Below are 20,978 nucleotides of genomic sequence, written 5' to 3' on the forward strand. Positions count from 1 at the left end.
CCGTGTCCGAGCCGAAAAACAACGAGCGGCTGCGCCGATACTGGGACAAGCACGCCCGCTCCTACGACCGGCAGATGCGGTTCCTCGACCGCCGCCGCCTGTTCGGCGAGAGCCGTAGCCGGGTCTGCTCGCAGACCACTGGCGACGTCCTGGAGGTCGCCATCGGCACTGAACTGAACCTTCCCTTCCACCCTCCGGGCGTCCGGCTGACCGGTATCGAGTGGAGCCCGCAGATGCTGGCCATCGCCCGACGCCGCGCCGAGGAACTCGGCCGTACCGCAGGCCTGCGCGAGGCCGACGCCCAGGCCCTGCCGTTCCCCGACGCCGCCTTCGACACCGTGGTGTGCACCCTGTCCCTGTACGCGATCCCCGACGACCAGCGCGCCGTCGCCGAGATGAGCCCCGTGCTCAAGCCCGGCGGCCGGCTCCTGCTGCTGGACCACATCGCGAGCTCCGCCTGGCCCGTCCGCGCGATCCAGCGATCTTCGAAGTCGTCACCGTCCCGCTCGGCGGGGAGCACTTCATGCGCCGACCGCTGCGGTGCGTCCGGGCGGAAGGACTGGAGATCGAGCGGGCGCGGGGCCGCTCTCCTCGCAGGAGCTTCCGCTTCCGCATCGGCGAGGCGCATGCTGGAGGTGAGACCGCACCGCCACCGGGACCGCGGGCTCGGCGCGGGAGCCTCGCAACGCTCTTACGTAGGTGGGGGATGAGGAGGCTCGCGAAATGACGGAGCAGATCACCAGTCCGACTTGGCATGTGGCCGGCGACTGGTTCGATACCTGCAAGTGCGCCATACCGTGCCCCTGCACGTTTGCCCAGCCCCCGACCGAGGGCGATTGCGAGGGTGTGCTCGCCTGGCACATACGCGAGGGACGGTATGGGGATGTCCGGCTCGACGGTCTGAATGTCCTGATGCTCGGGTCCTTCACCGGCAACGTCTGGGAGGGTACCCACACGGACGCGTACGCCGCCGTCTTCGTCGACGAGCGTGCCGACGATCAGCAGCGCGCCGCGCTCGGCGCGATCTTCGGCGGGGAGGCGGGCGGCTGGCCACAGCAGTTCAGCGAGATCTTCAACGCGGAGATGCGTGGGATGGACGTCGCGCCCATCACCGTCGAGATCGACGACGGCCTAGGGGCATGGAGCGCCGAGATCCCCGGCCGGGTCACCGCACGCGCCGAGGCCCTCGCCGGTCCCACCACTCCGGAGGGCGCGCGGGTGCAGGTCCACAACGCCCCCGGTGCCGAGGTCGGCCCGGGCCAGATCGCCACCTGGGGTCGCGCCACCACCGATCAAGCCGACGCCTTCGGCTTCAGCTGGAACCGCAGCGGCAAGTCCAGCAAGCACTTCCCCTTCGACTGGAGCGGTCCCGACTGACAGCAGGCGCTCAGTGCGTTCAGTGCATCATGGGGTTCGCCGGCGGCTCGGACATCTGGAGGCCGGGCAGCAACCAGTCCTGGAACGGCGCCAGAACGCCCAGGACCAGGAAGGTCACGCCAACCGCCCAGGTGAACAACGGGCCGTGTCGCCACAGTTTCTCCAGGAAGATGACTGCCGCCAGACCGGCCATGGCTGCCACATTCATCACGCCGAGCGGTACGAGTACGATCATCAGGCCCCAGCAGCAGCCCACACAGTAGAGCCCGTGGTGGGCGCCCACGCGCAGGTCACGGGCCCACGGCCGGAAGTGCGCGTACCGCATCAGGTGCGAGAGCGGGTTGCGGCAGTGCAGCAGACAGACGCGCTTCAGCGGCCCGAACTGGTACAGCCCCGCGAGCAGGAACGCGGCCGCGCCCAGCCAACGACCTGCCTCGGGGTTGCGGTCCACCAGCCACCCGGTCGCTGCCAGTACTCCGTAGGCGAAGAGACCGAACACCGTCCAGGCGAGTAGGTAGCCCCCGGCGAACTGGGCGATCCGGGCGGCGCGGGCCGTACCGGCCGACTGCCGGCCGATCGCCCGTGCCCAGGTGATGGCCACTGGTGCCACCGACGGGAACATCATCGCCACCATCATGGTCACCCACAGCAGCAGGAAGAGTGGCAGTGCCAGACCCATCGTTCCCGGCTCCATGCTCGTGTCGCGGGCCTGGGCAACGGTGAGAACCCATGCCGGCGCCGCGAGCAGGGCCATCAGGATCCATGCAATGGCCAGGTCACGCCGCAGCAGGAGGACTCCGGGCTGTGTCGGCGTCGGGACGACGATACGGACGTGCAGCATGGCGCTCCTCCCGGGGCCCGGTCTGCCGTGGTCATCGGGCGCTGCACCACCAGGGCCCGGTGGCATCGACGGTGGCTGGCCATGGGGAGTGACAAATCGGACCCGACTCCTCCAGCAGATCACATACGTGCTGGAGGAGTCGGGTCCGGGATTGTGTCGATATCAGCGGTTCAGGGTCTGGAAGCGTCGCAGCCGCAGGCTGTTGGAGACGACGAACACCGAGGAGAACGCCATCGCCCCGCCCGCGATCATCGGGTTGAGCAGGCCGAGCGCGGCGAGCGGCAGCGCGGCGACGTTGTAGGCGAAGGCCCAGAACAGGTTCGCCTTTATCGTGCGAAGGGTACGGCGGGCCAGCCGGATCGCGTCCGCCGCCGCCCGCAGGTCACCCCGTACCAGGGTCAGATCCGACGCCGCGATGGCCGCATCCGTGCCGGTCCCCATGGCCAGGCCGAGGTCGGCCTGGGCGAGGGCGGCAGCGTCGTTGACGCCGTCGCCGACCATCGCCACCACCTGGCCTGCCTGCTGGAGGCGCTGGACCTCGGCGACCTTGTCCTCGGGGTGGACCTCGGCGATGACCCTCTTGATGCCGACCTCGGCCGCGACCGCCCGGGCAGCCGCCGCGTTGTCGCCGGTCAGCAGGACCGGGGTGAGCCCGAGCCGCTTGAGGTCGGCGACCGCCTCGGCGCTCGTCGGCTTGACGGTGTCGGCGACCACCAGCGCGCCGCGCACCCGCTCGTCCCAGGCGGCGAAGACGACCGTACGCCCCTCGGCCTCGGCCTCCTTCCGTGCGCGGCCGAGTTCCTCGGGCAGCACCAGGCCGTGTTCCTCCAGCCACGCGACCCGCCCCGCACGGACCGTACGGCCCTCGACCTGCCCGGTCACGCCCCGACCCTGGGTGTTGGCGAAAGCGGTCACCGCGGGCAGTGCGCTCAGTTGACCTCGTGCGGCGTCCGCGATGGCGGTGGCGATGGGGTGCTCGCTGGCGTCCTCCAGACCGCCGGCCAAGCGCAGGACCTCGGCCGCGTCCTCCCCGTCGGCCGGTATGAGGTCGACCAGGCGCATCTTGCCCTCGGTGACCGTGCCGGTCTTGTCGAGTACGACGGTGTCGATCCGCCGGGTCGACTCCAGGACCTCCGGGCCGCGGATCAGGAGCCCGAGCTGGGCCCCGCGTCCGGTGCCGACCATGAGCGCGGTCGGTGTGGCCAGGCCGAGCGCGCATGGGCAGGCGATGATCACCACGGCGATGGCCGCTGTGAGCGCGGTCGCCGCGGCGGCTCCGGTCAGCATCCACACGCCGAACGTGCCTACGGCCAGGGCGATGACGACCGGGACGAAGACCGCCGAGATACGGTCCGCCAACCGCTGTACCTCGGCCTTGCCGATCTGCGCCCGCTCCACCAGTGCGGCGATCTGGGCCAGCTTGGTGTCGGCGCCGACGCGGGTCGCGCGGACGACGAGCCGGCCGTGGCTGTTGAGGGTGGCGCCGGTGACCGGCGAGCCGGGCTCGACCTCGACCGGCACGCTCTCCCCGGTCAGCAGCGACTCGTCCACCGCCGAGGCGCCCTCGACGACCTCCCCGTCCGTGGCGATCTTCTCCCCGGGCCGCACCACGAACAGGTCCCCGACCACCAACTCCTCAACGGGGATCCGCGCTTCGGCCCCGTCGCGCAGTACGGCGACGTCCTTGGCGCCCAGGTCCATCAGCGCCCGGATCGCGTCCCCGGCCCGCCGCTTGGCCCGGGCCTCGAAGAACCGGCCGGCCAGCAGGAACGCCGTCAGCACGACGGCGACCTCCAGGTACAGGTGCCTCCCGCCGACGGCCAGGGTGCCCGCGCTCCACAGGTAGGCGGCCAGAACGCCCAGAGAGACCAGAGTGTCCATGGTCGCCGAGCCGTGCCGCAGATTCACTGCCGCCGCTCGGTGGAACGGCCACGCGCCCCACGCCACCACCGGCGTGGCCAGGGCCAGTGCGGCCCACTCCCACCCGGCGAAGTGCAGCGCGGAGATCATCGACATGACCACCACCGGCAGCCCGAGCAGCGCCGAGACGATCAGGCGGTGCCGCAGCCCGGCGACATGTACCTGCTCGGCATCGACGGTCTCGGCCTCCTCGGCCTCCGGCACGCGAATCCCGGACACCTCGGCGCCGTAGCCGATGGCCTCGACGGCGGCGATCAGCTCCGCCACCTCGACCGCCGGGTCCTCGCGGGTGACATGCGCGGTCGCGGTCGCCAGGTTCACCGTGGCGCTCACTCCCGGCAGCTTGCCAAGCTTCCGCTCGACCCGCGCCACGCATGAGGCGCAGGTCATCCCGGTGATCATCAGCTCTATGGGGCGGCCGGTGCCGGTGTCGGTCGTGGTGGTCATCGTGGAGATCCCTTTCCCCCTCATCCTCGGCCCGCCGGTGTGACCACGGCGAAGCCCTGCCCGGCGGCCGACCGGTAGCTGTTGAACGGGCTGATCCCGAAGCAGGCATGCTCGCCCTGCTCCACCACGGCCGCGCACACGTCGCTCAACGGCTCCACCGCCATCGGCGGACAGTCGTCCCCTTGATCCGTCGTCATGCCCGCACCGTAGAACCTTGCCCTTAGGGCAAGGTCAAGGCGACACTGGAGACACGTCCCACGAACGGAGACCCGGCATGCTCACCGTCGGTCGCATCGCCGCCCAGAGCGGACTCAGCCCCAAAGCCGTCCGCCTCTACGAGGCCAACGGCCTCATCGACCCGCCCGAACGCACGGCCGCCGGGTACCGGACCTACACCGCCACCGCGTTGCCCGCGTTGCGCTTCATCCGCCAGGCCCAGGCCCTCGGCCTGAGCCTGAAAGAGATCAAGCGCATCCTCGACCTCCAGCGCCACGGCCAGCAGCCCTGCGGCCTCGTCATCAACCTCCTCGACGAACACCTCGCCCAGGTCGACCAGCGCATCGCCGACCTCCAGGCCTTGAAGAAGACCCTCCAGGAAGCCCGTCACGTCGCGGACCAGGCCGCCGGGCGCGGCGAGCCCGGCGTGATCTGCCCGATCATCGAATCCACCGCCATCGCAGCCGAAGACACATGACCCCGCTCTGCGCGCCGCGCCTCTGATCGACACGTGAATTCAGGATGCCCTGTGCGTTGGTGGTGTGCCGTTGCCTGGGTCGAAGCGCTCGCGCGCTTCGGCCGCCAAGGGAGCGCCTCGGCTGGGAACCTGATGGGACAGCAAGACAAAGAAGGCGGCGAAGGATCGTGAAGGATCACTCCCCGCCTTCCCCCATTAGCCCGTTGACCTGTGGTGGCCGCTGCCATGCCGGTCAGGTTCTGCGGTACGACGTTGACGGCGGCGGCGGTGATCGCGGCGGCGACCAGGCCGAAACCGACGCCGTTCAGGATCAGCGGGCCCAGCATGGGCAGCAGAGCGGTCTCGTGGATCGGCAGCGCCCGCAGCCACAGTTGGCCCGCGGCCATCGCCAGGAAGCCGGTGACGAGCATCGGGCCGGGTCCGATGCGGTGCAGCAGACGGACCAGCAGGGGCCAGATGAACGGCGTGCACGACTGGATGATCACGACGGACCCGTCCCTGGAAATCGAACTCGCCAGGATCGTCGAGCAAGGGCGACAACGCGGGGAGATCAGGGCGGGCGTCGACCGAGACCAGGCGGGCCAACTGCTGGCCGCCTGCTATTTCTCGACGATCCTGCGCTGGATACGCGAGGAACCGGCCCCCTTCGACCTGCACGAGCGCCTCGCCGGGGCGCTCGACATCATCCTGCTGGGCCTTCTTGCCGACGAGGCACACACCGGGGAACCCTGACGGTCCCCTCACCGCTGACTTTGAGGCAAGAGGCCGGTGCCCCATACCAGCGGTTGACCAACAGCCGGTGCCCCGTCACGGTAGCGGGCAGAACGGATTCAGCACACATGAGGCTGGGAAATCCCGTGAACCCGTGAGAACTACGGAGGGGTGTTCTCCCAGGCCAGACGCTCTGCAGTCGATGTTTCCGCGTGTAGGGGGCGCAGACGCCACGCCCGGCTTCGGCAGTTCGCCTCTACCACGGCGACTGACCGGTCCCAGTCATCGCCCCCGTACGGGGAGCGTGGCCTCCACCCGTTACGCACGTCCCAGAGAGCCGCAACTCACGCCCTTCCAGGTCTCGAGGACTTCCTCGGCGGCCGTTCCGTCGTCTTCTCCACCGAGGCCCTGCACGGCTGTCTCAGTCCCGCGCCGCCCCGGCCCGGGACAGGTCCCAGTACGCGGCGTAGCGGCCGGCGCGCCGCAGCAACTCCTCGTGGCTGCCCTGCTCGACCACCCGCCCGGCGTCCAGGAAGGCGACGCGGTCGGCCCGGCGCACGGTCCCCATGCGGTGCGCCACCAGCACCACGGTCCGGCCCGCCATCAGCTCCTCGATGCCGGCGTGCACGGCCGCCTCGTTCACCGGGTCAAGGGCCGAAGTGACCTCGTCGAGCAGCACGATCGGCGCGTCCTTCAGCAGCGCGCGGGCGATGGAGACGCGCTGCCGCTCGCCGCCCGACAGCAGCGCCCCGCCCTCGCCCACGTCCGCCGACCAGCCGCCGGGCAGCCGCTCGATCACCTCGTCGAGACGGGCCGCGGCGGCCGCGGCCCGTACCTCGGCGTCGGTGGCGTCCGGGCGGCCGAGGCGCACGTTCTCCTCGATCGTGCCGTCGAAGAGGTAGACGTTCTGGAAGACGATGGCGATCCGCGCCATCAGCGCCGCGGTGTCCATCTCCCGTACGTCCACGCCGCCGATCCGCACCGCGCCCGCGTCGACGTCGTAGAAGCGGGCGAGCAGTTGCAGCAGCGTCGTCTTGCCCGCGCCCGACGGGCCGACGACGGCCAGCCGCTGACCCTCGGGTACGGAGAGCGTCACCCCGTCGGCGACCGTGCGGTCGCCGTGCCGGAAGGTGACCGCGTCGAACTCGACGTCGTGGCAGGACGGTTCGCGCGGCGCGCGGGGCTCCGGCAGCGGCTTGGTGTTGAGGACGTCGTCGAGGCGGGTGAGTTCGGCGCGGGCCGCGCGGATGCCACCACTCATCTCGGCGAGGGACAGCAGCGGGTCGGCGCAGCGGGCGGCGAGCACCAGGACCGCGAGCACCTCGGCCGCGCCGATGTCCCCGCCGAGGGCGAGGTACGCACCGAGTGCGAGCAGCGCGGTGAACACCGCCTGCACGGTGACCGCAAGACCCAGCACACCCGGCAGCGCCGAAAGGGTGGAGCGACGCGAGGCGCGGCGCAGTTCCTTCAGGGAGTCGTCCAGCAAACCGAATCGCTCGCCGGTGCGGCCGCCGGCGCGCAGCACCGGCTGGGCCTGGAGGTACTCGATGACGCGACCGGTGGCCGCGCGCTCGCGTTCCACGCGCTCCGTGTCGGCCGCCGTCGTCGCGCGGGCCGTCCGCAGCTGGACCGCAGCCACCAACGGCACAGCGGCCAGGCCGGCCAGGCCCAGCTGCCAGTTGAAGGCGAGCATCACGGCGACGATCGTCAGCGGCGTCACACAGGCGGAGATGAACGGCGCCAACAGGTGCGCGATCACGCCCATCGCCTGCAACACGCCCTGGCCGGCGAGGACGGACACCTCGCCGGTACGGCCGGGTTGATACCAGCCGATGGGCAACCGGGCGAGGTGTTCGCCGAGGCGCTCGTACATGCCGTGCAGCATCGTCGTACCCACGCGGAAACCGGAGCGGTCGCTGACGTACCGCAGCACCGCGTAGACCGCGACCGCCGCGCCGAAGGCGGCCAGCCAGGGCCGGGCGTCCTCGGGTGTGCTGCCGAAGAGCGCGCGCAGCACGGGCACCAGCAGGGCGTACGACAGTCCCTCGACGAGGGCGGTCGCCGTCATCAGGGCAACGGTGCGGCGCACCGGCCCGGCGTACTCGTGGCCGAGCACACGCAGCAGTGTGCTGATCATCGGGCCTCTCCCCCTTCCATGGCGCCGGCTTCCACGGCACCGGCGTGGATCTTCCAGAATTCGGCGAATGCGCCGTTCCGCGCGAGGAGTTCCGCGGTCGTGCCCCGCTCCACGATCTCCCCGTCGCGCAGCATCACGACGGTGTCGGCGTCGGCGATCGTCTCCAGGCGGTGGGCGATGACCAGCGTCGTCCGCTTCTCCCGGGTCTGCGCCAGCGCCTCACGCACCGCCTGCTCGGTCTGCGGGTCGGCGAAGGCGGTGGCCTCGTCGAGGACCAGGACGGGGGCGTCTGCGAGCAGGGCGCGGGCGATCGAGACGCGCTGCGCCTCGCCGCCGGAGAGGCGGGCGTCCTCCCCGATCACCGAGTCGTAGCCGCGGGGCAGTTCGAGAACGCGGTCGTGGATGCTCGCCCGGCGGGCGGCGCGGACAACGGCGTCGCGGTCGGCGTGCGGGACGGCGAGGGCGATGTTGTCCGCGACCGAGGCGCGCAGCAGCCGGACGTCCTGGAAGACGAAGGACACCCGCCGGTACAGCTCCTGACTGCCCACCTCACGCAGGTCGACGCCGCCGAGGAGCACGGAGCCGTGCGTCGGGTCGTAGAACCGCGTCAGCAGCTGCACCAGCGTGGACTTGCCACTGCCGGACGGCCCGACCACGGCCGTGATCGTCCCCGGCTCCAGCACCAGGTCGATACCGCGCAGCACCTCGCGCCCCGCGGCGCCCTCGTACCCGAAGCGGACGTCCCGCAGCTCCACCCGGTGTCCCTCGGGCGCCACCGGCCGTACGGGCTCGGGCAGCGACGACTCGGCGAGTACGTCCCGGATGCGGCCTACGGCGCGCCGCGCGGCCTGCAGGTCGTCGAAGCCGTGCCCGAGCGCGGCCACGGGCGCGGTCAGCCCGAGGCCGAGAAGCAGGAAAGGCAGCAGGTCCGCCGGGGCGAGCCCGCCCCCGGTGATCCGGTACGCGCCGCCGACCAGCACCGCCAGCAGCACGAACGGCGGCGACAGCGCCACCTGCATCCCGGCGGCGACCCCGGAGAGACCGCGCACCATCCGGTAGAAGCTCCGGGTGAAGTCGCCCACGGCGGTACGGAACTTGCCATGTGCCCGCTCCGATCCGCCGAACGCCTTCACCACCGCGATGCCCTGCACGAACTCGACCACCGACGCCGAGATCCGCCCCATCGCGGCGTCGAACTCCTTCTGCTCGCGCAGCCGCGCGGGGGTCATCATCAGCGGCACCAGCGCGACCGCCAGCAGCACGGGGATCAGTGTGATCAGTGTCAGCCGCCAGTCCACGGTGAGGAGGTAGCCGAGCGAGACCAGCGGCACCACGAAGGCGGAGACCAGCTCGCCCGGCGTGTGGGCGATGAACGGGTGCACGGCGCTGACGTCCTCACCCACCAGCTTCGCCAGCTCCCCGTTGCGCCGCCGCGCCAGCCAGCCGATCGGCACCCGCCCGAGCCGCGCGGCGAGTTGCCGGCGCAGCGACAGCTGCACCCGGGTGTCGAGGAGGTGTCCGACGCCGGACGAGGCGGCCGTGAACAGCAGCCGTACGAGCAGCCCTGCCGCGCCCGCGATCACGACGCCCCGCACGTGCCCGTCGTCGGCCTGCCCTGGCGCCAGCAGCGTACGGCCGAGCTCGACGACCGCGAGCAGCGGCGCCAGGCCGGCGACAGCGCCGATGACCTGCAGGACGACGACAATGGCGAAGCCGCCCGCGTACGGGCGCAACAGACGGGCCACGCCCGGTGGTGGCGGCGCGGTGGTTCCGGTGGAAGTCATGCGCTCACCTTCGCCGCGGCTGCGGCCCGCTGGATTGAAGAAATGTTCCGTCCGGATGTTCCGTCCGGGCGGGCCCGTAGCATGGACGCATGCCAACTGCCGTGCGCCAGCGCGTCGCTGGCCCCGTGTGGCAGGTCACGCGCCCGGCCCGGCCCGGCCGCGTACCCGGCGTCGTCCTGGCGGGGCTGCGCGACCGCGGCCCGGCTCCGGTCGACCACCGGCTCGACCCGCACCCCGTGCTGACGCTGGCGCTGGCCTGCGGCGAGGCGGCGCTCGGCATCGACGAGTCGACGGGGCGGCGGCAGCACCGCGGCAGCCTTGTCACCGGGCTCGGATTCGGCGTCGGCGGTGCGGCGCGGGTGCGGGCCGCGAACGTCGAGTGGATACAGGTGCGCCTGTCCCCCGCCATCGCGCGCGCCGTGCTGGGCGTGGGCCCTGCTGAGCTGGAGAGCTCCGTGGTGGCCCTGGACGACCTGTGGGGAGAGCGGCGGGCAGCCCGGCTGCGCGAGCAGCTGGCCGAGGCCGCCTCGTGGGAGGAACGCTTCGCGCTCGTCGAAGCGCTCCTCGCCCGGCTGTCCGCCACGGGGCCCGCCATCGAGCCGGAGCTGGCCTGGGCCTGGGACCGTATCGTCGCCGGGCACGGCCAGGTGCGGGTCGAGGGGCTGGCCGACGAGCTGGGCTGGAGCCGCAAGCGCCTGTGGTCCCGCTTCCACGCGCAGCTCGGCCTGCCGCCCAAGCGCGCCGTGAAGCTCGTCCGCTTCGACTGGGCCGCCACCCGCCTGGCCGGGGGTCAGGCGGCGGCCGGGGTCGCGGCCGACTGCGGCTACGCCGACCAGTCGCATCTGCACCGGGACGTCGTGGCGTTCACCGGTGTGACCCCCGGGGCCGTGGCCGGCCAGTCGCTCGTCGCGACGGCCGACCTGGCGTGGGTGGACCACGTGCCGCGTCTCTCGGCACGATGGGGCAATGCCCCAGCCTCCCGTTTCGACGGGCCGCACCGGCCACCGCCGCCAACCGGCGGAGATGGCCGAGGTGGACGGGTTCCCGGGCGGAGTACGGATGTACGGTCCCGTCACCGGCGCCGACACCCCGCTCGCGCCGCCGATGCGGGTGACTCCGGCTGACGGCGGCTTCGTGGGACGGTGCGATCCGGGCATCGCGCACGAAGGACCACCCGGCTACGGCTACTGGTGCGAGTGCTGGACCGAAAACCTCACCGCTGAGGCAGCCCACCCCCCACCACGCTGCACGCAACGTTCGACGCGTACTCCGCTCCACAGGCCGACCGATGGTGAGCAGTCGCTCTCAGGACCTTCACGCCAGCCCTGGACCCCAAGCCTGCGACGAGGCATGGACCTGGCTAAATGAGACGACGTCCAAGTGCGCGGAGCGCACGGCCATGTGTCGGAAGGCGTGGGAGGAGGCCAGACGGTCATCTGGTTGGTCCGTCGGACCGCAGGCCCCTCTCCCCGCCTCCCCCGCCTCCGCATGTCAGGTCGTGCTGCTCCGGTTCACGTCACCGCGGTCGCCGTACGCCGGAGGATCACCGCAGGCGCCGTACATCGATGGACCAGATCCCGCGTCCGTGCGTGGCCGCGTACAGGCGCCCGTCCGGACCGGTCTTGAGCTGGAGCACGGCGGTGGTCGGCAGGTTGGTGCCGGCCACCTTCCAGCCGGACGACTTCGGTGTGCGGACCAGGACGCCGAGGTCCGTGCCCAGGGCGATCGTGCCGTTCTTCAGCAGGACCACCGAGTTGGCGGGCACGTCCGGCAGGTTGCCGGAGACGTCCGTCCAGGTCGCGCCGCCGTCCTTGGTCTCGAAGAGGTGACCGACGCCCGCGCCGGGGCCCTCCGTCCACTTCCGGGAGAAGCCGTTGACGGCGAGCAGGACGTGGTCGGAGTTCGCCGGGTCGACGGCGAGACCGGACAGGTAGCGGTTGGGGACCGTGCTCTCGGCGGGCAGGTTCAGCTCGTGCCAGCCGGTGCCGTCGGCGTTGCCGACCGCGATGCCCCGGGCGAAGCCCTGGTTGTTGCAGGGGCCGCACCAGGCCGCGTACACCTTGCCGCCGGAGGAGGCGACCGCCGTAGCCGTGCGGCCCTCGCCCAGGTCGAAGGCCTTGAACCACTCGCTGCCGCTGCGGATCCCGTAGCCCTTGGTGTTGATCCAGATGTGGCGGCCGCCGGCGACCCAGGTGTTCTTGTCCTTGATGTCGGCGCTCAACGGCGCGATGAAGCGCGCCTCGGCCGTCTCGTTGTCGGGCGGCGCGACCGAGTACGACGTGGCCTTCGACTGGTCGTCGATCCAGCTGCCGTCGTTCACCGCGCAGTTCTGCGTGACGGACACCGAGAGGTAGACGTACTCCTCGGCGATGTTGCACCCGTTGTCCGGGTCGGTGAGGGTGTCGCCGCCGTCGCCGCCGAAGTTGGAGCCCATCACCCGGTCGCCGGGCCGCAGCATGGACTGGCCGTTGTCCTGCAGACCGCCGGTGATGGCGATGCCGCGCTTGGCCGGGTCGGTGCCGACGCCCACCGAGTAGTACTGCAGGGCGTCCATCGAGCCGTCGTTCAGGGACGTCCAGTCGGTGGCGTGACCGTCGGCGTTCGCGTTGCCGTCGACCGGGCGCCGGTAGACGCCGCCGTCGTTGCCGACGAGGACGTACGGCTTGCCGTAGTAGCTGCCGATCGCCACCGCGTGCTGGTCGGGGTGCGTGGTCTGCGGGCAGTCGCCGGACTGCTTGGCCGGGTCGATGGACCAGCAGTCGAAGCCGAAGTTCCAGTACGGGCCCGGGACGGTCCAGGTCTTTCCGCCGTCCTTGGTCTCGAAGACCTCCTCCAGACCGGCGTACACATGGTCGGGGTTCTTCGGGTCGACGGTGAGGAACTGGTTGTACCAGGCCTGGATGCCGGGCTGGTAGCCGTCGCCGGTGAGCGCCGAGCCGGAGTCGCGGAGCTGCTTGTAGTCGGCGATCCTCGTCCACTTGCCGGTCGGTGAGCCGGACTTGGAGACGTAGATGCCCGCGAGGCCGCTGTCCGGGTTGGTGGCCATCTGCTGCGGCGACTGGTCGATGGCGTAGTACCGCGACCCGTCCGCGCTGCGCGCGAAGCTGACGTTGCCGACGTCCTCCGCGTTGGTCGGCAGCTCACCGAGGTCGGTCAGCCGCTCCCAGCCGTTACGGCCCTTGGTGTAGAAGCCGTTGTAGGTGTCGCCGCTGCGCCAGCCGATCGCGAGGACGACCTTGCTCGGGTCTTTGGGGTCGATGGCGATGTCGTTCGCGATGTTCTTGTACGCGGCGTCCTCGTCGTCGTCCTTCGGGCCGCCCGGCAGATAGTCCGGGTTGGGCGCGAACTCCAGCTTCCAGGCGCCCTTGAACGTCTTGGTGCTGTGGCTCCACACGCCCCGCGTGGTCGCCGCCCACACCTTGTCGCCGGCGAAGCGCAGCGCGTTGATGGACGTCGACTCCAGCTCGTCGCCGCCGACCCGGTCGCGCCGGCTGAACTTGCCGTGGCGCGGGTCCTTCAGGACGTAGACGCCGGTGCCGAGGAAGGCGGTCGCGCTGGTGTTGGCCTCTCCGGTGGCGTACCAGAGGCGGCCGCGCGGGTCGAGTTGCAGGTCGCCGGTGGACAGGGCGGGCAGCTCGTCGGAGATGTTCGTCCAGTGGCCGCCGCCGGTGCGCGACCGGAAGACGCCGCCGTTGGCCGAGCCCGCGTATACGTACCCGCGGTTGTCGGCCGCCATGCCGGTCACCCGGCCGGTCACCTGGCCCGCGCCGCCGCTGGAGTTGGAGTTGATGTCCCGGTAGCGGGGGTCGTCGGCGTCGTACGGCAGCCGGGTGTCGTTACGCCAACCTCCCTTGGTGCTGGGCAGATTCAGCATCTCCCCGTACGCCGCCCCGAACGCGCCCGGCGCCACGATGCCGCCCGGCGCGGTGCGGGCCTGGGCGTACTCCTCGGCCCGCGCGGCGATGTGCTCGTTCTCCTCGCCGCCGTCTCCGGGTTCCTCTTCCCCTGGTTCGTCTTCCGCCGAAAACGAAAGGCCCCCCTGCTGTTCATGCAGGTGGGCCCGTTCGTCCAGGACGCGGACGCCGAACGGATCGTCGCCGCCGGGTGCCGCCTGGGCCTGAGTGATCGTCAGGCCCAGTGCGGCGGAGGTGGCGAGTACCGCCCATATGCGTCTCGCTCGCCGACCGCTGACTGCCATGAAGTGCCTCCCCTAAGAAGCGCGTGATGCACATGACACTTGCTGTGAAACAGCTTTGATGAAAGGGGAGTTGTGGGGGATCTGAAAATGGCAATCAGTATGTAAAAGAATCTTCAGCGACGCAGCGCCGGAGTTGGCCGAGTACGGCCGGGTCGCCTGCTGAGCAACAAGGCGCCCGTGGCCGAGGGCGACCTGTCTGGCCAGGCGGCCATGCACACCAGCCTCGGAGTGATCCGGTGGTAGTCACGCGGTCCCGCAGCGTCTGCGGAGAACCTCAACGCCGTCGCCTTCGAGGTCTTCGCAGTACGTCGAGCGCCCGGTCATCGCCATCACCAGAGCCAAGGTGGCACCGGAGACGAGCTGCCCGGAACCGGCGGTGAAGGGGCCGTCGTTCGCGACGAGTCTCAGGCCGCCGATACGTCCCTTGGCGACGACCACGAGGTCCGTTCCCTGGTAGTACTCGGCCACCCGTGTGACCACCTCGATCGGGTACTCGTGGCGGATGCCCAGCGGGCGCCGGATGTCTTCTCCGTGCACGATCGTCTCGCCCAGCATGGCCATGGCAGGGAGGGGAGGCTTGGTCGTGCTCGGGACCGCGCGCCGGAATCTCTCCAGCGTTTCGGCCGGGGTTGCGCCCAGCTGCTCGGCCAGTCGCATGGCCACCTGCTTGTCGAAGTCGAACCGACAGCGGATCACGCCCGCCAGCCAGCGCATGGAGTTGAGGCTGGCGGCCGCGGTGAGATGCGCCAGCACCTCGCGCACGGTCAATTCGGTGCAAAGCGAGGGTGTTGCCCACTGCTCGTCAGTCACGTCTGCAAGATCAGCCGCCAGCGCCGCTCGCTCAGCGTGGATCAGGGGCCAGACCCCAGCCCTCCGGCTGCGGTCTGCTGTCAGTTTCGGATCAGTCATGCGGCAGCGTCTCCTGTCACGGGTCGTGCTCTGCGTTGCACCTGGGCCGGAACAGGTGGCGTCCGGCAGGGGCGTTCAAGGAGAAGACCCTTGCCCCGAAGCAAAGTCATCGCGGTGGAACATGTAGGCGTGGAAGTCCATCGCCAACACGGCGTTCCCCGTCCAGCCTTTGGCGCGCGCCCACATCGCGCGCCCCTTCTCCGTGCTGTCGGTGCCCCGGTGCCCTCGCCCGAGACATAGGCGAACGTCGGACCAGGGTTGTCGGCGCGCACCGCTCGGGGGGCTCGCCCCGTATCGCGGAGAAGTCGGTGAAGTCGTCGTGCAGGGAAGGGGCGAAGTCCCTCCGGTGCACGGCCAGGGAGGGATCGTCCTCGTAGGCGGCGAGCATGGCGGTGACGGGCGGGCGTGTGTCCAAACGTCCGGTACGGGAGGGGTCCCGTGCGTCGAAGCTACTCTGCGGCCGTGACTGTCGATGATCCGTACAGCCGTAAGTACCGTTACTCAGAGGATGGTTGGCTGTGGGCCGGCCTGGCCGCACCCCTGGCCGGAGGCACCTTGCTGGTCGTACGGCTGGCCCTGGACGACGAGGTGCCGACCACCGTCCCCGTCGCAGTCGGCGCGGCGCTCGCCGCCCTGATCCTGCTCCTGGTGCGCTGGTTCAACGCGACCGCGACGATCAGCGACGGGAACCATCTGACGGTCCAGGGAGCGTTCCGCAGCCACGCCACGGCCTGGGCGGACGTACAGGGCATCGAGATCGAGGTGAACCCGGGGGCCGGGGCGCAGGGGGCGCCGATCCGAATCGTCGTGCTCTACGACGCATCAGGCCGGCGGCGCGTCCTGCCGCATCTCAACGACCGCAACACCCCCGATCTGGAGGGCGAGGTGGCGGCCCTGCGTGAGGTGTGGATGCTGCGCAGGGGTGATGGCTGGGCGCCCATTCCGAAGGCGGCGGACAAGATCGCACGCATGCGCAGGCACCCGACACCACTGGTGCACATCGCGGTCAAGGCAATGCTGTGCGCTTTCCTGCTCGCGATCGTGGTCTTCCTCATCGCGCTGGCCTCGGGCACGTACGACGGCTCCGACGACGTTACCGACACTGTGTTCCACCCCTTGGCGCTGTTCATGGTCCTGCCCCTCGGGGTGTACATCGGCACCTTCGTGGTCGGGGCGATCCTCCGCCGTCGCTGAGGCTCAGGCAGGGCTGTGCATCCTGGTCACCATGACGAACCCCGAGGGCCCATACGTGAAGGTGCACTTTCGGCTTCCGTGACGGCGGCTCGGAAGCTGCACGGCAGAGCGCGATCAACGCGTTTCACGAACTGGGAGTCGACGGCGAGGGCATAGAACGTTCGGCATGGTCGTCCTGGACGTCCCGCCCACCGCCGGTCTCGGCAAGCGCAATGGCTGGCCGCTTGCGCCGGCTGACGCCGTTCAAGCTGTGTCACCTGGTCAGTGAATGGCTACGGCTCTCTCTGCCGCCCGACCGCCATTCCCTTGCTGAAGCTGCGCGCTGCCAGCCCGAAGAGCAAGCCGCCGAGAATGAACCACGGGTTCCACAAGGCGAGCGTCCAGAACTTCTGCGCGGCGCTGATCCCGTCGACGGTGGACACTCCGGCGATGAGCAGCACTTCGACAAAAAGCCCCCGGGCCAGCAGCAGTACGCAGATCGCAACGCCGAGCCACCGGAGCGCACGCCACCGGCGTCCATGCACACCGCGCCGCTGCAGCCCGAGCGCCACCGCGGCGCCGACCAGGCACAGGAGCCCCACTCCCCAGAGGCCTCCGGCTACGAACCAGGCCGGTCGTTCGGACGCGAGACGCTCGCCGGACGAGACATCCAGCCCCACGTCCCCGCCGAGGGCCCAGAAGAAATGCAAACCAGCGAAAGCTACCGCCCAACCGGCAGCAAGGCACCCAAAGCAGCGCGACGAACTGAACCGCAACTCGCAACCCCCGTTGTGCAACCCCATCGCAGCACCCTACGACGCTGCTGATTCAAACCAGGTGCGAAGTCCGAGTCGTTGGGATGGGTGCGCCTCGCCGTGAAGAACAGCGAGCCGGTGTCGACCGCACGGCCGAACGGCTCTCTCGGCATCACGGTCTGCCGGCCGAGGATCTCCGACAGTACGGCCGGCTGCGCTCGCCACATGCGGCAGCTCCAAGCCGTCGTAGCGCAGGGCCTGGAACAGCACGTTGGTGTCCGGATCCGGCGTAGTCGGCCTGGCGTCCGACCGCGCAGCCGGCTCGGACAGCTTCCGGTACGGCTCCGCACTTACGTGGAACAAGACGTTGTCGCCCTGGTCGCCGGGCGTGGTCGGGCGCTGCCGGTCCGCCGGCAGCCGTAGCTCGTCCGGCAGCCCGGCCAGCGCCTTGCGCCAGTACTCGATCTGCTCGCTGATCAGGGACTCCGGGTCGTCCTCGCCACACCTCCGACACCGACGGCATGAATCAACTCCTCGCAGGACACCCCGTGCGAGTCGAGAAGGTCTGACGAGACGCCGCCCACACCTCGGCACGGGTTCCTGGCGGGTGTTTCTCCTCGCCGTCGGGCTCCGGCCGCCTACAAGGTCTCCCAGGTGCTGTGACGGAACGTCATGCCCGGATATGAGGATCTCGTTGACCTCAAGTCCGGTTGAGGACCTAGCGTCCCGTCACGTTGATCATCAACTGGCGGCAGGGAGAAGAACTCGTGATCCTCGTGACCGGCGCGACCGGAAACATAGGAAGCGCCCTGGTGAAGGAGCTTCGGGCGTTCGGTGTCGGGCCGGTCAGGGGGCTTACCCGTGACATCGCCCGGGCCGTGTTTCCCGCGGCTGTCGAAGCCGTTGAGGGCGACATGGCGCGACCCGCCTCGCTCAAGGCCGCGCTTGAAGGGGTGCGTTCGCTCTTCCTGGTGTCGCGTCTGGGGCCGGATGCCGAGATCCTTGAGGCCGCTCGGCGGGCTGGTGTCGAGCATGTGGTGCTGGTGTCGTCCATCACTGTCCAGAGCCACCCGCACTTGGGTCCCGCCAAGGAGAACCTGGCCGTCGAGCGTCTGCTCAAGGGCAGCGGCATGACGTGGACGATTCTGCGGCCGACGCAGTTCGCCTCGAACGCCCTGTGGTGGGCGGAGGCAATACGCGAGCGTCAGTCGGTCCGCGTGCCTTATGCAGACATCGGTCTGCCCACCATCCATCCCGCGGACATCGCATCGGTGGCTCGCGCCGCGCTCACCGAGCCCGGCCACGGGGGCCTGACGTACGCGATGACCGGCCCGGAGCAGATCACTCCCCGTCAGCAGCTCGCTGCCATTGCGCAGGCGGTGGGACGTGAAGTGCCGTTCGTCGAGATCAGCCGAGCGGAAGCCCACCGTGACATGGCCGCCTTCTTGGGCGATGAAGCCGCAGCGGCGGTCCTCGACATCACCGGCGGAGACGTCAACGAGGAACTGCTCAGCGTGCGCAACACCGTCACTCAGGTCACCCGCGCCCCGGCCAGGACGTTCGCGCAATGGGCTGGGGAGAACGCCGATTCCTTCCGCTGAGCTCTGGCTAGTCGTCCTTCCGCGGGCTGAACTTCAGGATGACCCTCTCGTCGTCCGGGCGGTCGAAGTCGACATGGATGTCGCCGGTTTCGACCGTGCCGGTGCCGCCCACCCAGCCCCTCAGCGGTGACGGCTGATCGTCGGTCGCCGAGAACTCGACTCGGTCGTCTGTGATGCGGTCCACCGTGAAGGTTTCGCTGATGAACTTGGGGGCGAAACGGATCGTGTCTCCGTCCCTGACTTCCACCTCACAGCTGCGGTCCAGGCACGCGTCCAAGTTCCGCCCGTCCCGGGCCTCCTTGCGTGTCGGAGACGGCGTGGGGGTCGGAGACGGAGTGGCCGGTGCGGAGTGCGACGCCGAGCGCTGTCCCTTGCCCGTCGTCGGCGTCGCGGCACTTCCCGCTTCGTCGCTGTCACCGCCCCCGCAGGCCGTGACCATGAGCGCGAGGACCGGCCCGAGCGCCCAGAGCGCCCGGGACCTCGCGAGAGCCGTCCGACGTCCAGCGGCCTGCGCTGTGTCCATGCGTGTCTTCCTTCTCGGTAGCGATTCAACCGATTCCGGCAGTGATTCAGCCGACGGTTCGCTGACGAGGGGAATCCTGGCGCAGGGCACCCGGGACCGGTCCCGGACAAACCGCCGGGTGCTGCCATCCCTCCCTGCTGTTCATACTGATGAATGATTATCAAGTGCATGTCTATTGACGCGTTCTTCGTCACCACCTAACGTCACGTCACAGAAAGCGCTTCCCATAGCGCCGCCCGGGCCGAATGCGGCGGCCTCGCACCACCCAGCTCATTCACGTTCATGAACCAGCCCCTGGTCGGTCAACCAACCAACCTGGAGACAACGATGCGACTGAGAGCCGCCATCACCTGCGTCACCCTGCTCACCGGCACGCTCGTAACGCTGTCCGGCGCCACGGCACAAGCCGCCGGCGCGCGGTACGAGGCCGAGACCTCCCCGACGATCTGCACCGGCACCATCGACTCCGACTGGTCCGGCTACTCCGGCAGCGGATTCTGCAACGGCAACAACGCCTCCGGCGCCTACGCCGAGTTCATGGTGAACGCCCCCGCCGCGGCCACGGCGACCCTCCGGGTCCGCTTCGCCAACGGGAGCGGCACCGCCCGGCCGGCGAACGTCATGGTCAACGGCTCGACCGCCACGTCGGCGTCGTTCGAGAGCACCGGCGCCTGGAGCACCTGGGCGACCAAGACCCTCACAGTGCCGCTGAGGTCGGGCAGCAACACCATCCGGCTCGACCCGACCGCTTCCGCCGGTCTGCCCAACATCGACCACATCGAGGTCGAGACGGGCGACACCACCACCCCGCCGCCCACCAGTGGCGCCCTGTACGTGTCCCCGAACGGCACCGACAGCGCGGCCGGAACGGAGTCCAACCCCACCACGCTCACCTCGGCGCTCAGCCGCGTCGCCCCCGGCGGCACGATCTACATGCGCGGCGGGACGTACCGCTACTCCCAGACGGTCACCATCGCCCCGGGCAACGACGGCACGTCCAGTGCCCGCAAGACGCTGGCCGCCTACCCGGGCGAGGCTCCGGTCCTGAACTTCTCGGCGCAGAGCGAGGCCTCGTCGAACCGCGGGCTCGCCGTGAACGCGTCGTACTGGCACGTCAAGGGCATCGTCGTCGAACGCGCCGGGGACAACGGCATCTTCGTCGGCGGCAGCAACAACATCTTCGAGCGGACGGTGACGCGCTTCAACCGGGACACCGGACTGCAGCTCTCGCGGATGCTCTCCAGCACCCCCAAGGACCAGTGGCCGTCGAACAACCTCATCCTGAGCGCGGAGTCGCACGACAACGCCGACTCCGACGGCGAGGACGCCGACGGCTTCGCCGCGAAGCTCACCTCCGGCCCCGGGAACGTCTTCCGCTACGCCGTCGCCCACAACAACATCGACGACGGCTGGGACCTCTACACCAAGTCCGACACGGGCGCCATCGGCCCGGTCACCGTCGAGGACTCCCTCGCCTACGACAACGGCACCCTCTCCGACGGCTCCCAGGCCGGAAACGGTGACCGCAACGGCTACAAGCTCGGCGGCGAGGACATCGCGGTCAACCACGTCATCCGGCGCAACATCGCCTACAACAACGGCAAGCACGGGTTCACCTACAACCGCAACCCCGGCACCATGACCGTGTCGGACAACATCAGCATCGACAACGAACAGCGCAACTTCTCCTTCGACGCCGGTAGTTCGGTGTTCCGGAACAACACGTCGTGCCGCAGCGGCAGCGGCACGAACGACCGGATCGTCGGCAACAACGACAGCTCGAACCAGTTCTGGATGGGCTCGAACGGCTCCCGGTGCTCCTCCTACTCCGGCGCCCTGCGGTGGTCCTACGCCGCTGACGGCCGCCTCGTCGTGACCTTCGGCGGCAATGCGGTGACGCCGTAAGCG

The 20,978-nt window shown here is 70.0% G+C and carries 17 protein-coding genes; 8 read left to right on the forward strand and 9 right to left on the reverse strand.

All coding sequences use genetic code 11. The features are described from left to right. The first annotated feature begins 2 nt into the window (after positions 1-2). Complete coding sequence (locus SSP24_RS20675; RefSeq protein ID WP_218037095.1) at positions 3-710, forward strand: class I SAM-dependent methyltransferase; 708 nt, start codon at positions 3-5, stop codon at positions 708-710. Between the two features lie 13 nt (positions 711-723). After that, positions 724-1,377, forward strand: coding sequence for a DUF1326 domain-containing protein (locus SSP24_RS20680; protein ID WP_141311149.1), 654 nt, complete (start codon positions 724-726; stop codon positions 1,375-1,377). A 19-nt stretch (positions 1,378-1,396) separates the two neighbouring features. Here the strand turns inward: SSP24_RS20680 and SSP24_RS20685 are convergent, their stop codons facing one another. From SSP24_RS20685 to SSP24_RS20695, 3 genes are all read right to left on the reverse strand, one after another. After that, the gene (locus SSP24_RS20685; protein WP_141311150.1) at positions 1,397-2,218 is read right to left on the reverse strand and encodes a DUF2182 domain-containing protein; all 822 of its coding nucleotides are present in this window, start codon (positions 2,216-2,218) and stop codon (positions 1,397-1,399) included. Between the two features lie 162 nt (positions 2,219-2,380). After that, complete coding sequence (locus tag SSP24_RS20690) at positions 2,381-4,585, reverse strand: heavy metal translocating P-type ATPase (protein WP_141311151.1); 2,205 nt, start codon at positions 4,583-4,585, stop codon at positions 2,381-2,383. Positions 4,586-4,605: 20 nt separating this feature from the next. Next, on the reverse strand, positions 4,606-4,782 hold the full coding sequence (locus SSP24_RS20695) for a tRNA-dependent cyclodipeptide synthase (protein WP_141311152.1): 177 nt from the start codon (positions 4,780-4,782) through the stop codon (positions 4,606-4,608). A gap of 77 nt (positions 4,783-4,859) precedes the next feature. Here SSP24_RS20695 and SSP24_RS20700 point away from each other — a divergent pair, with 77 nt between their 5' ends. Continuing rightward, on the forward strand, positions 4,860-5,279 hold the full coding sequence (locus SSP24_RS20700) for a heavy metal-responsive transcriptional regulator (protein WP_141311153.1): 420 nt from the start codon (positions 4,860-4,862) through the stop codon (positions 5,277-5,279). A gap of 225 nt (positions 5,280-5,504) precedes the next feature. Further along, positions 5,505-6,011 carry a hypothetical protein gene (locus SSP24_RS44210; RefSeq protein WP_229864921.1) on the forward strand — a complete coding sequence of 169 codons (507 nt, stop codon included), beginning with the start codon at positions 5,505-5,507 and terminating at the stop codon, positions 6,009-6,011. A gap of 400 nt (positions 6,012-6,411) precedes the next feature. Here the strand turns inward: SSP24_RS44210 and SSP24_RS20715 are convergent, their stop codons facing one another. Together SSP24_RS20715 and SSP24_RS20720 are read right to left on the reverse strand one after the other, a co-directional pair. After that, entirely contained in the window at positions 6,412-8,127 is a 1,716-nt protein-coding gene (locus tag SSP24_RS20715; RefSeq protein WP_141311154.1) for an ABC transporter ATP-binding protein, read from the reverse strand. After that, on the reverse strand, positions 8,124-9,911 hold the full coding sequence (locus SSP24_RS20720; protein ID WP_141311155.1) for an ABC transporter ATP-binding protein: 1,788 nt from the start codon (positions 9,909-9,911) through the stop codon (positions 8,124-8,126). The genes SSP24_RS20715 and SSP24_RS20720 overlap by 4 nt, the downstream gene beginning before the upstream one ends. A gap of 89 nt (positions 9,912-10,000) precedes the next feature. Between SSP24_RS20720 and SSP24_RS20725 the strand changes: the two genes are divergently transcribed. Further along, entirely contained in the window at positions 10,001-11,035 is a 1,035-nt protein-coding gene (locus SSP24_RS20725) for a helix-turn-helix domain-containing protein (protein ID WP_308439623.1), read from the forward strand. Positions 11,036-11,454: 419 nt separating this feature from the next. On the opposite strand, the gene SSP24_RS20735 is transcribed toward SSP24_RS20725, so the two are convergent. Both SSP24_RS20735 and SSP24_RS20740 read right to left on the reverse strand, forming a co-directional pair. Next, complete coding sequence (locus SSP24_RS20735; RefSeq protein WP_141311156.1) at positions 11,455-14,109, reverse strand: glycosyl hydrolase; 2,655 nt, start codon at positions 14,107-14,109, stop codon at positions 11,455-11,457. 243 nt (positions 14,110-14,352) lie between these two features. Next, positions 14,353-15,018, reverse strand: coding sequence for a maleylpyruvate isomerase family mycothiol-dependent enzyme (locus SSP24_RS20740; protein ID WP_141311157.1), 666 nt, complete (start codon positions 15,016-15,018; stop codon positions 14,353-14,355). A gap of 462 nt (positions 15,019-15,480) precedes the next feature. Between SSP24_RS20740 and SSP24_RS20750 the strand changes: the two genes are divergently transcribed. Beyond that, the gene (locus SSP24_RS20750; protein WP_141311158.1) at positions 15,481-16,212 is read left to right on the forward strand and encodes a hypothetical protein; all 732 of its coding nucleotides are present in this window, start codon (positions 15,481-15,483) and stop codon (positions 16,210-16,212) included. A 272-nt stretch (positions 16,213-16,484) separates the two neighbouring features. Here SSP24_RS20750 and SSP24_RS20760 read toward each other — a convergent pair whose 3' ends face one another. After that, complete coding sequence (locus SSP24_RS20760; RefSeq protein WP_141311159.1) at positions 16,485-16,994, reverse strand: DUF3995 domain-containing protein; 510 nt, start codon at positions 16,992-16,994, stop codon at positions 16,485-16,487. 719 nt (positions 16,995-17,713) lie between these two features. Here SSP24_RS20760 and SSP24_RS20765 point away from each other — a divergent pair. Then, positions 17,714-18,547: an SDR family oxidoreductase gene (locus SSP24_RS20765; protein ID WP_141311160.1), complete on the forward strand. Its 834-nt coding sequence runs from the start codon at positions 17,714-17,716 to the stop codon at positions 18,545-18,547. A 7-nt stretch (positions 18,548-18,554) separates the two neighbouring features. On the opposite strand, the gene SSP24_RS20770 is transcribed toward SSP24_RS20765, so the two are convergent. Then, positions 18,555-19,070 carry a hypothetical protein gene (locus SSP24_RS20770; RefSeq protein ID WP_141311161.1) on the reverse strand — a complete coding sequence of 172 codons (516 nt, stop codon included), beginning with the start codon at positions 19,068-19,070 and terminating at the stop codon, positions 18,555-18,557. A 327-nt stretch (positions 19,071-19,397) separates the two neighbouring features. Between SSP24_RS20770 and SSP24_RS20775 the strand changes: the two genes are divergently transcribed. Next, positions 19,398-20,975 (forward strand): right-handed parallel beta-helix repeat-containing protein, encoded by a 1,578-nt coding sequence (locus tag SSP24_RS20775; protein WP_167529644.1) that lies wholly within the window; start codon positions 19,398-19,400, stop codon positions 20,973-20,975. The last annotated feature ends 3 nt before the right edge of the window (positions 20,976-20,978 follow it).

The sequence above is a fragment of the Streptomyces spinoverrucosus genome (assembly GCF_006539505.1).
Lineage (GTDB): Bacteria > Actinomycetota > Actinomycetes > Streptomycetales > Streptomycetaceae > Streptomyces > Streptomyces spinoverrucosus.

Excerpts from the sequence above, each read along its gene's own strand:
- SSP24_RS20685 (WP_141311150.1), bottom strand. The coding sequence starts at position 2,218 with ATGCTGCACGTCCGTATCGTCGTCCCGACGCCGACACAGCCCGGAGTC.
- SSP24_RS20690 (WP_141311151.1), bottom strand. The coding sequence starts at position 4,585 with ATGACCACCACGACCGACACCGGCACCGGCCGCCCCATAGAGCTGATG.
- SSP24_RS20725 (WP_308439623.1), top strand. The coding sequence starts at position 10,001 with ATGCCAACTGCCGTGCGCCAGCGCGTCGCTGGCCCCGTGTGGCAGGTC.
- SSP24_RS20735 (WP_141311156.1), bottom strand. The coding sequence starts at position 14,109 with ATGGCAGTCAGCGGTCGGCGAGCGAGACGCATATGGGCGGTACTCGCC.
- SSP24_RS44210 (WP_229864921.1), top strand. The coding sequence starts at position 5,505 with ATGCCGGTCAGGTTCTGCGGTACGACGTTGACGGCGGCGGCGGTGATC.
- SSP24_RS20720 (WP_141311155.1), bottom strand. The coding sequence starts at position 9,911 with ATGACTTCCACCGGAACCACCGCGCCGCCACCACCGGGCGTGGCCCGT.
- SSP24_RS20680 (WP_141311149.1), top strand. The coding sequence starts at position 724 with ATGACGGAGCAGATCACCAGTCCGACTTGGCATGTGGCCGGCGACTGG.
- SSP24_RS20740 (WP_141311157.1), bottom strand. The coding sequence starts at position 15,018 with ATGACTGATCCGAAACTGACAGCAGACCGCAGCCGGAGGGCTGGGGTC.
- SSP24_RS20700 (WP_141311153.1), top strand. The coding sequence starts at position 4,860 with ATGCTCACCGTCGGTCGCATCGCCGCCCAGAGCGGACTCAGCCCCAAA.
- SSP24_RS20715 (WP_141311154.1), bottom strand. The coding sequence starts at position 8,127 with ATGATCAGCACACTGCTGCGTGTGCTCGGCCACGAGTACGCCGGGCCG.
- SSP24_RS20770 (WP_141311161.1), bottom strand. The coding sequence starts at position 19,070 with ATGGACACAGCGCAGGCCGCTGGACGTCGGACGGCTCTCGCGAGGTCC.
- SSP24_RS20775 (WP_167529644.1), top strand. The coding sequence starts at position 19,398 with ATGCGACTGAGAGCCGCCATCACCTGCGTCACCCTGCTCACCGGCACG.
- SSP24_RS20760 (WP_141311159.1), bottom strand. The coding sequence starts at position 16,994 with ATGGGGTTGCACAACGGGGGTTGCGAGTTGCGGTTCAGTTCGTCGCGC.
- SSP24_RS20695 (WP_141311152.1), bottom strand. The coding sequence starts at position 4,782 with ATGACGACGGATCAAGGGGACGACTGTCCGCCGATGGCGGTGGAGCCG.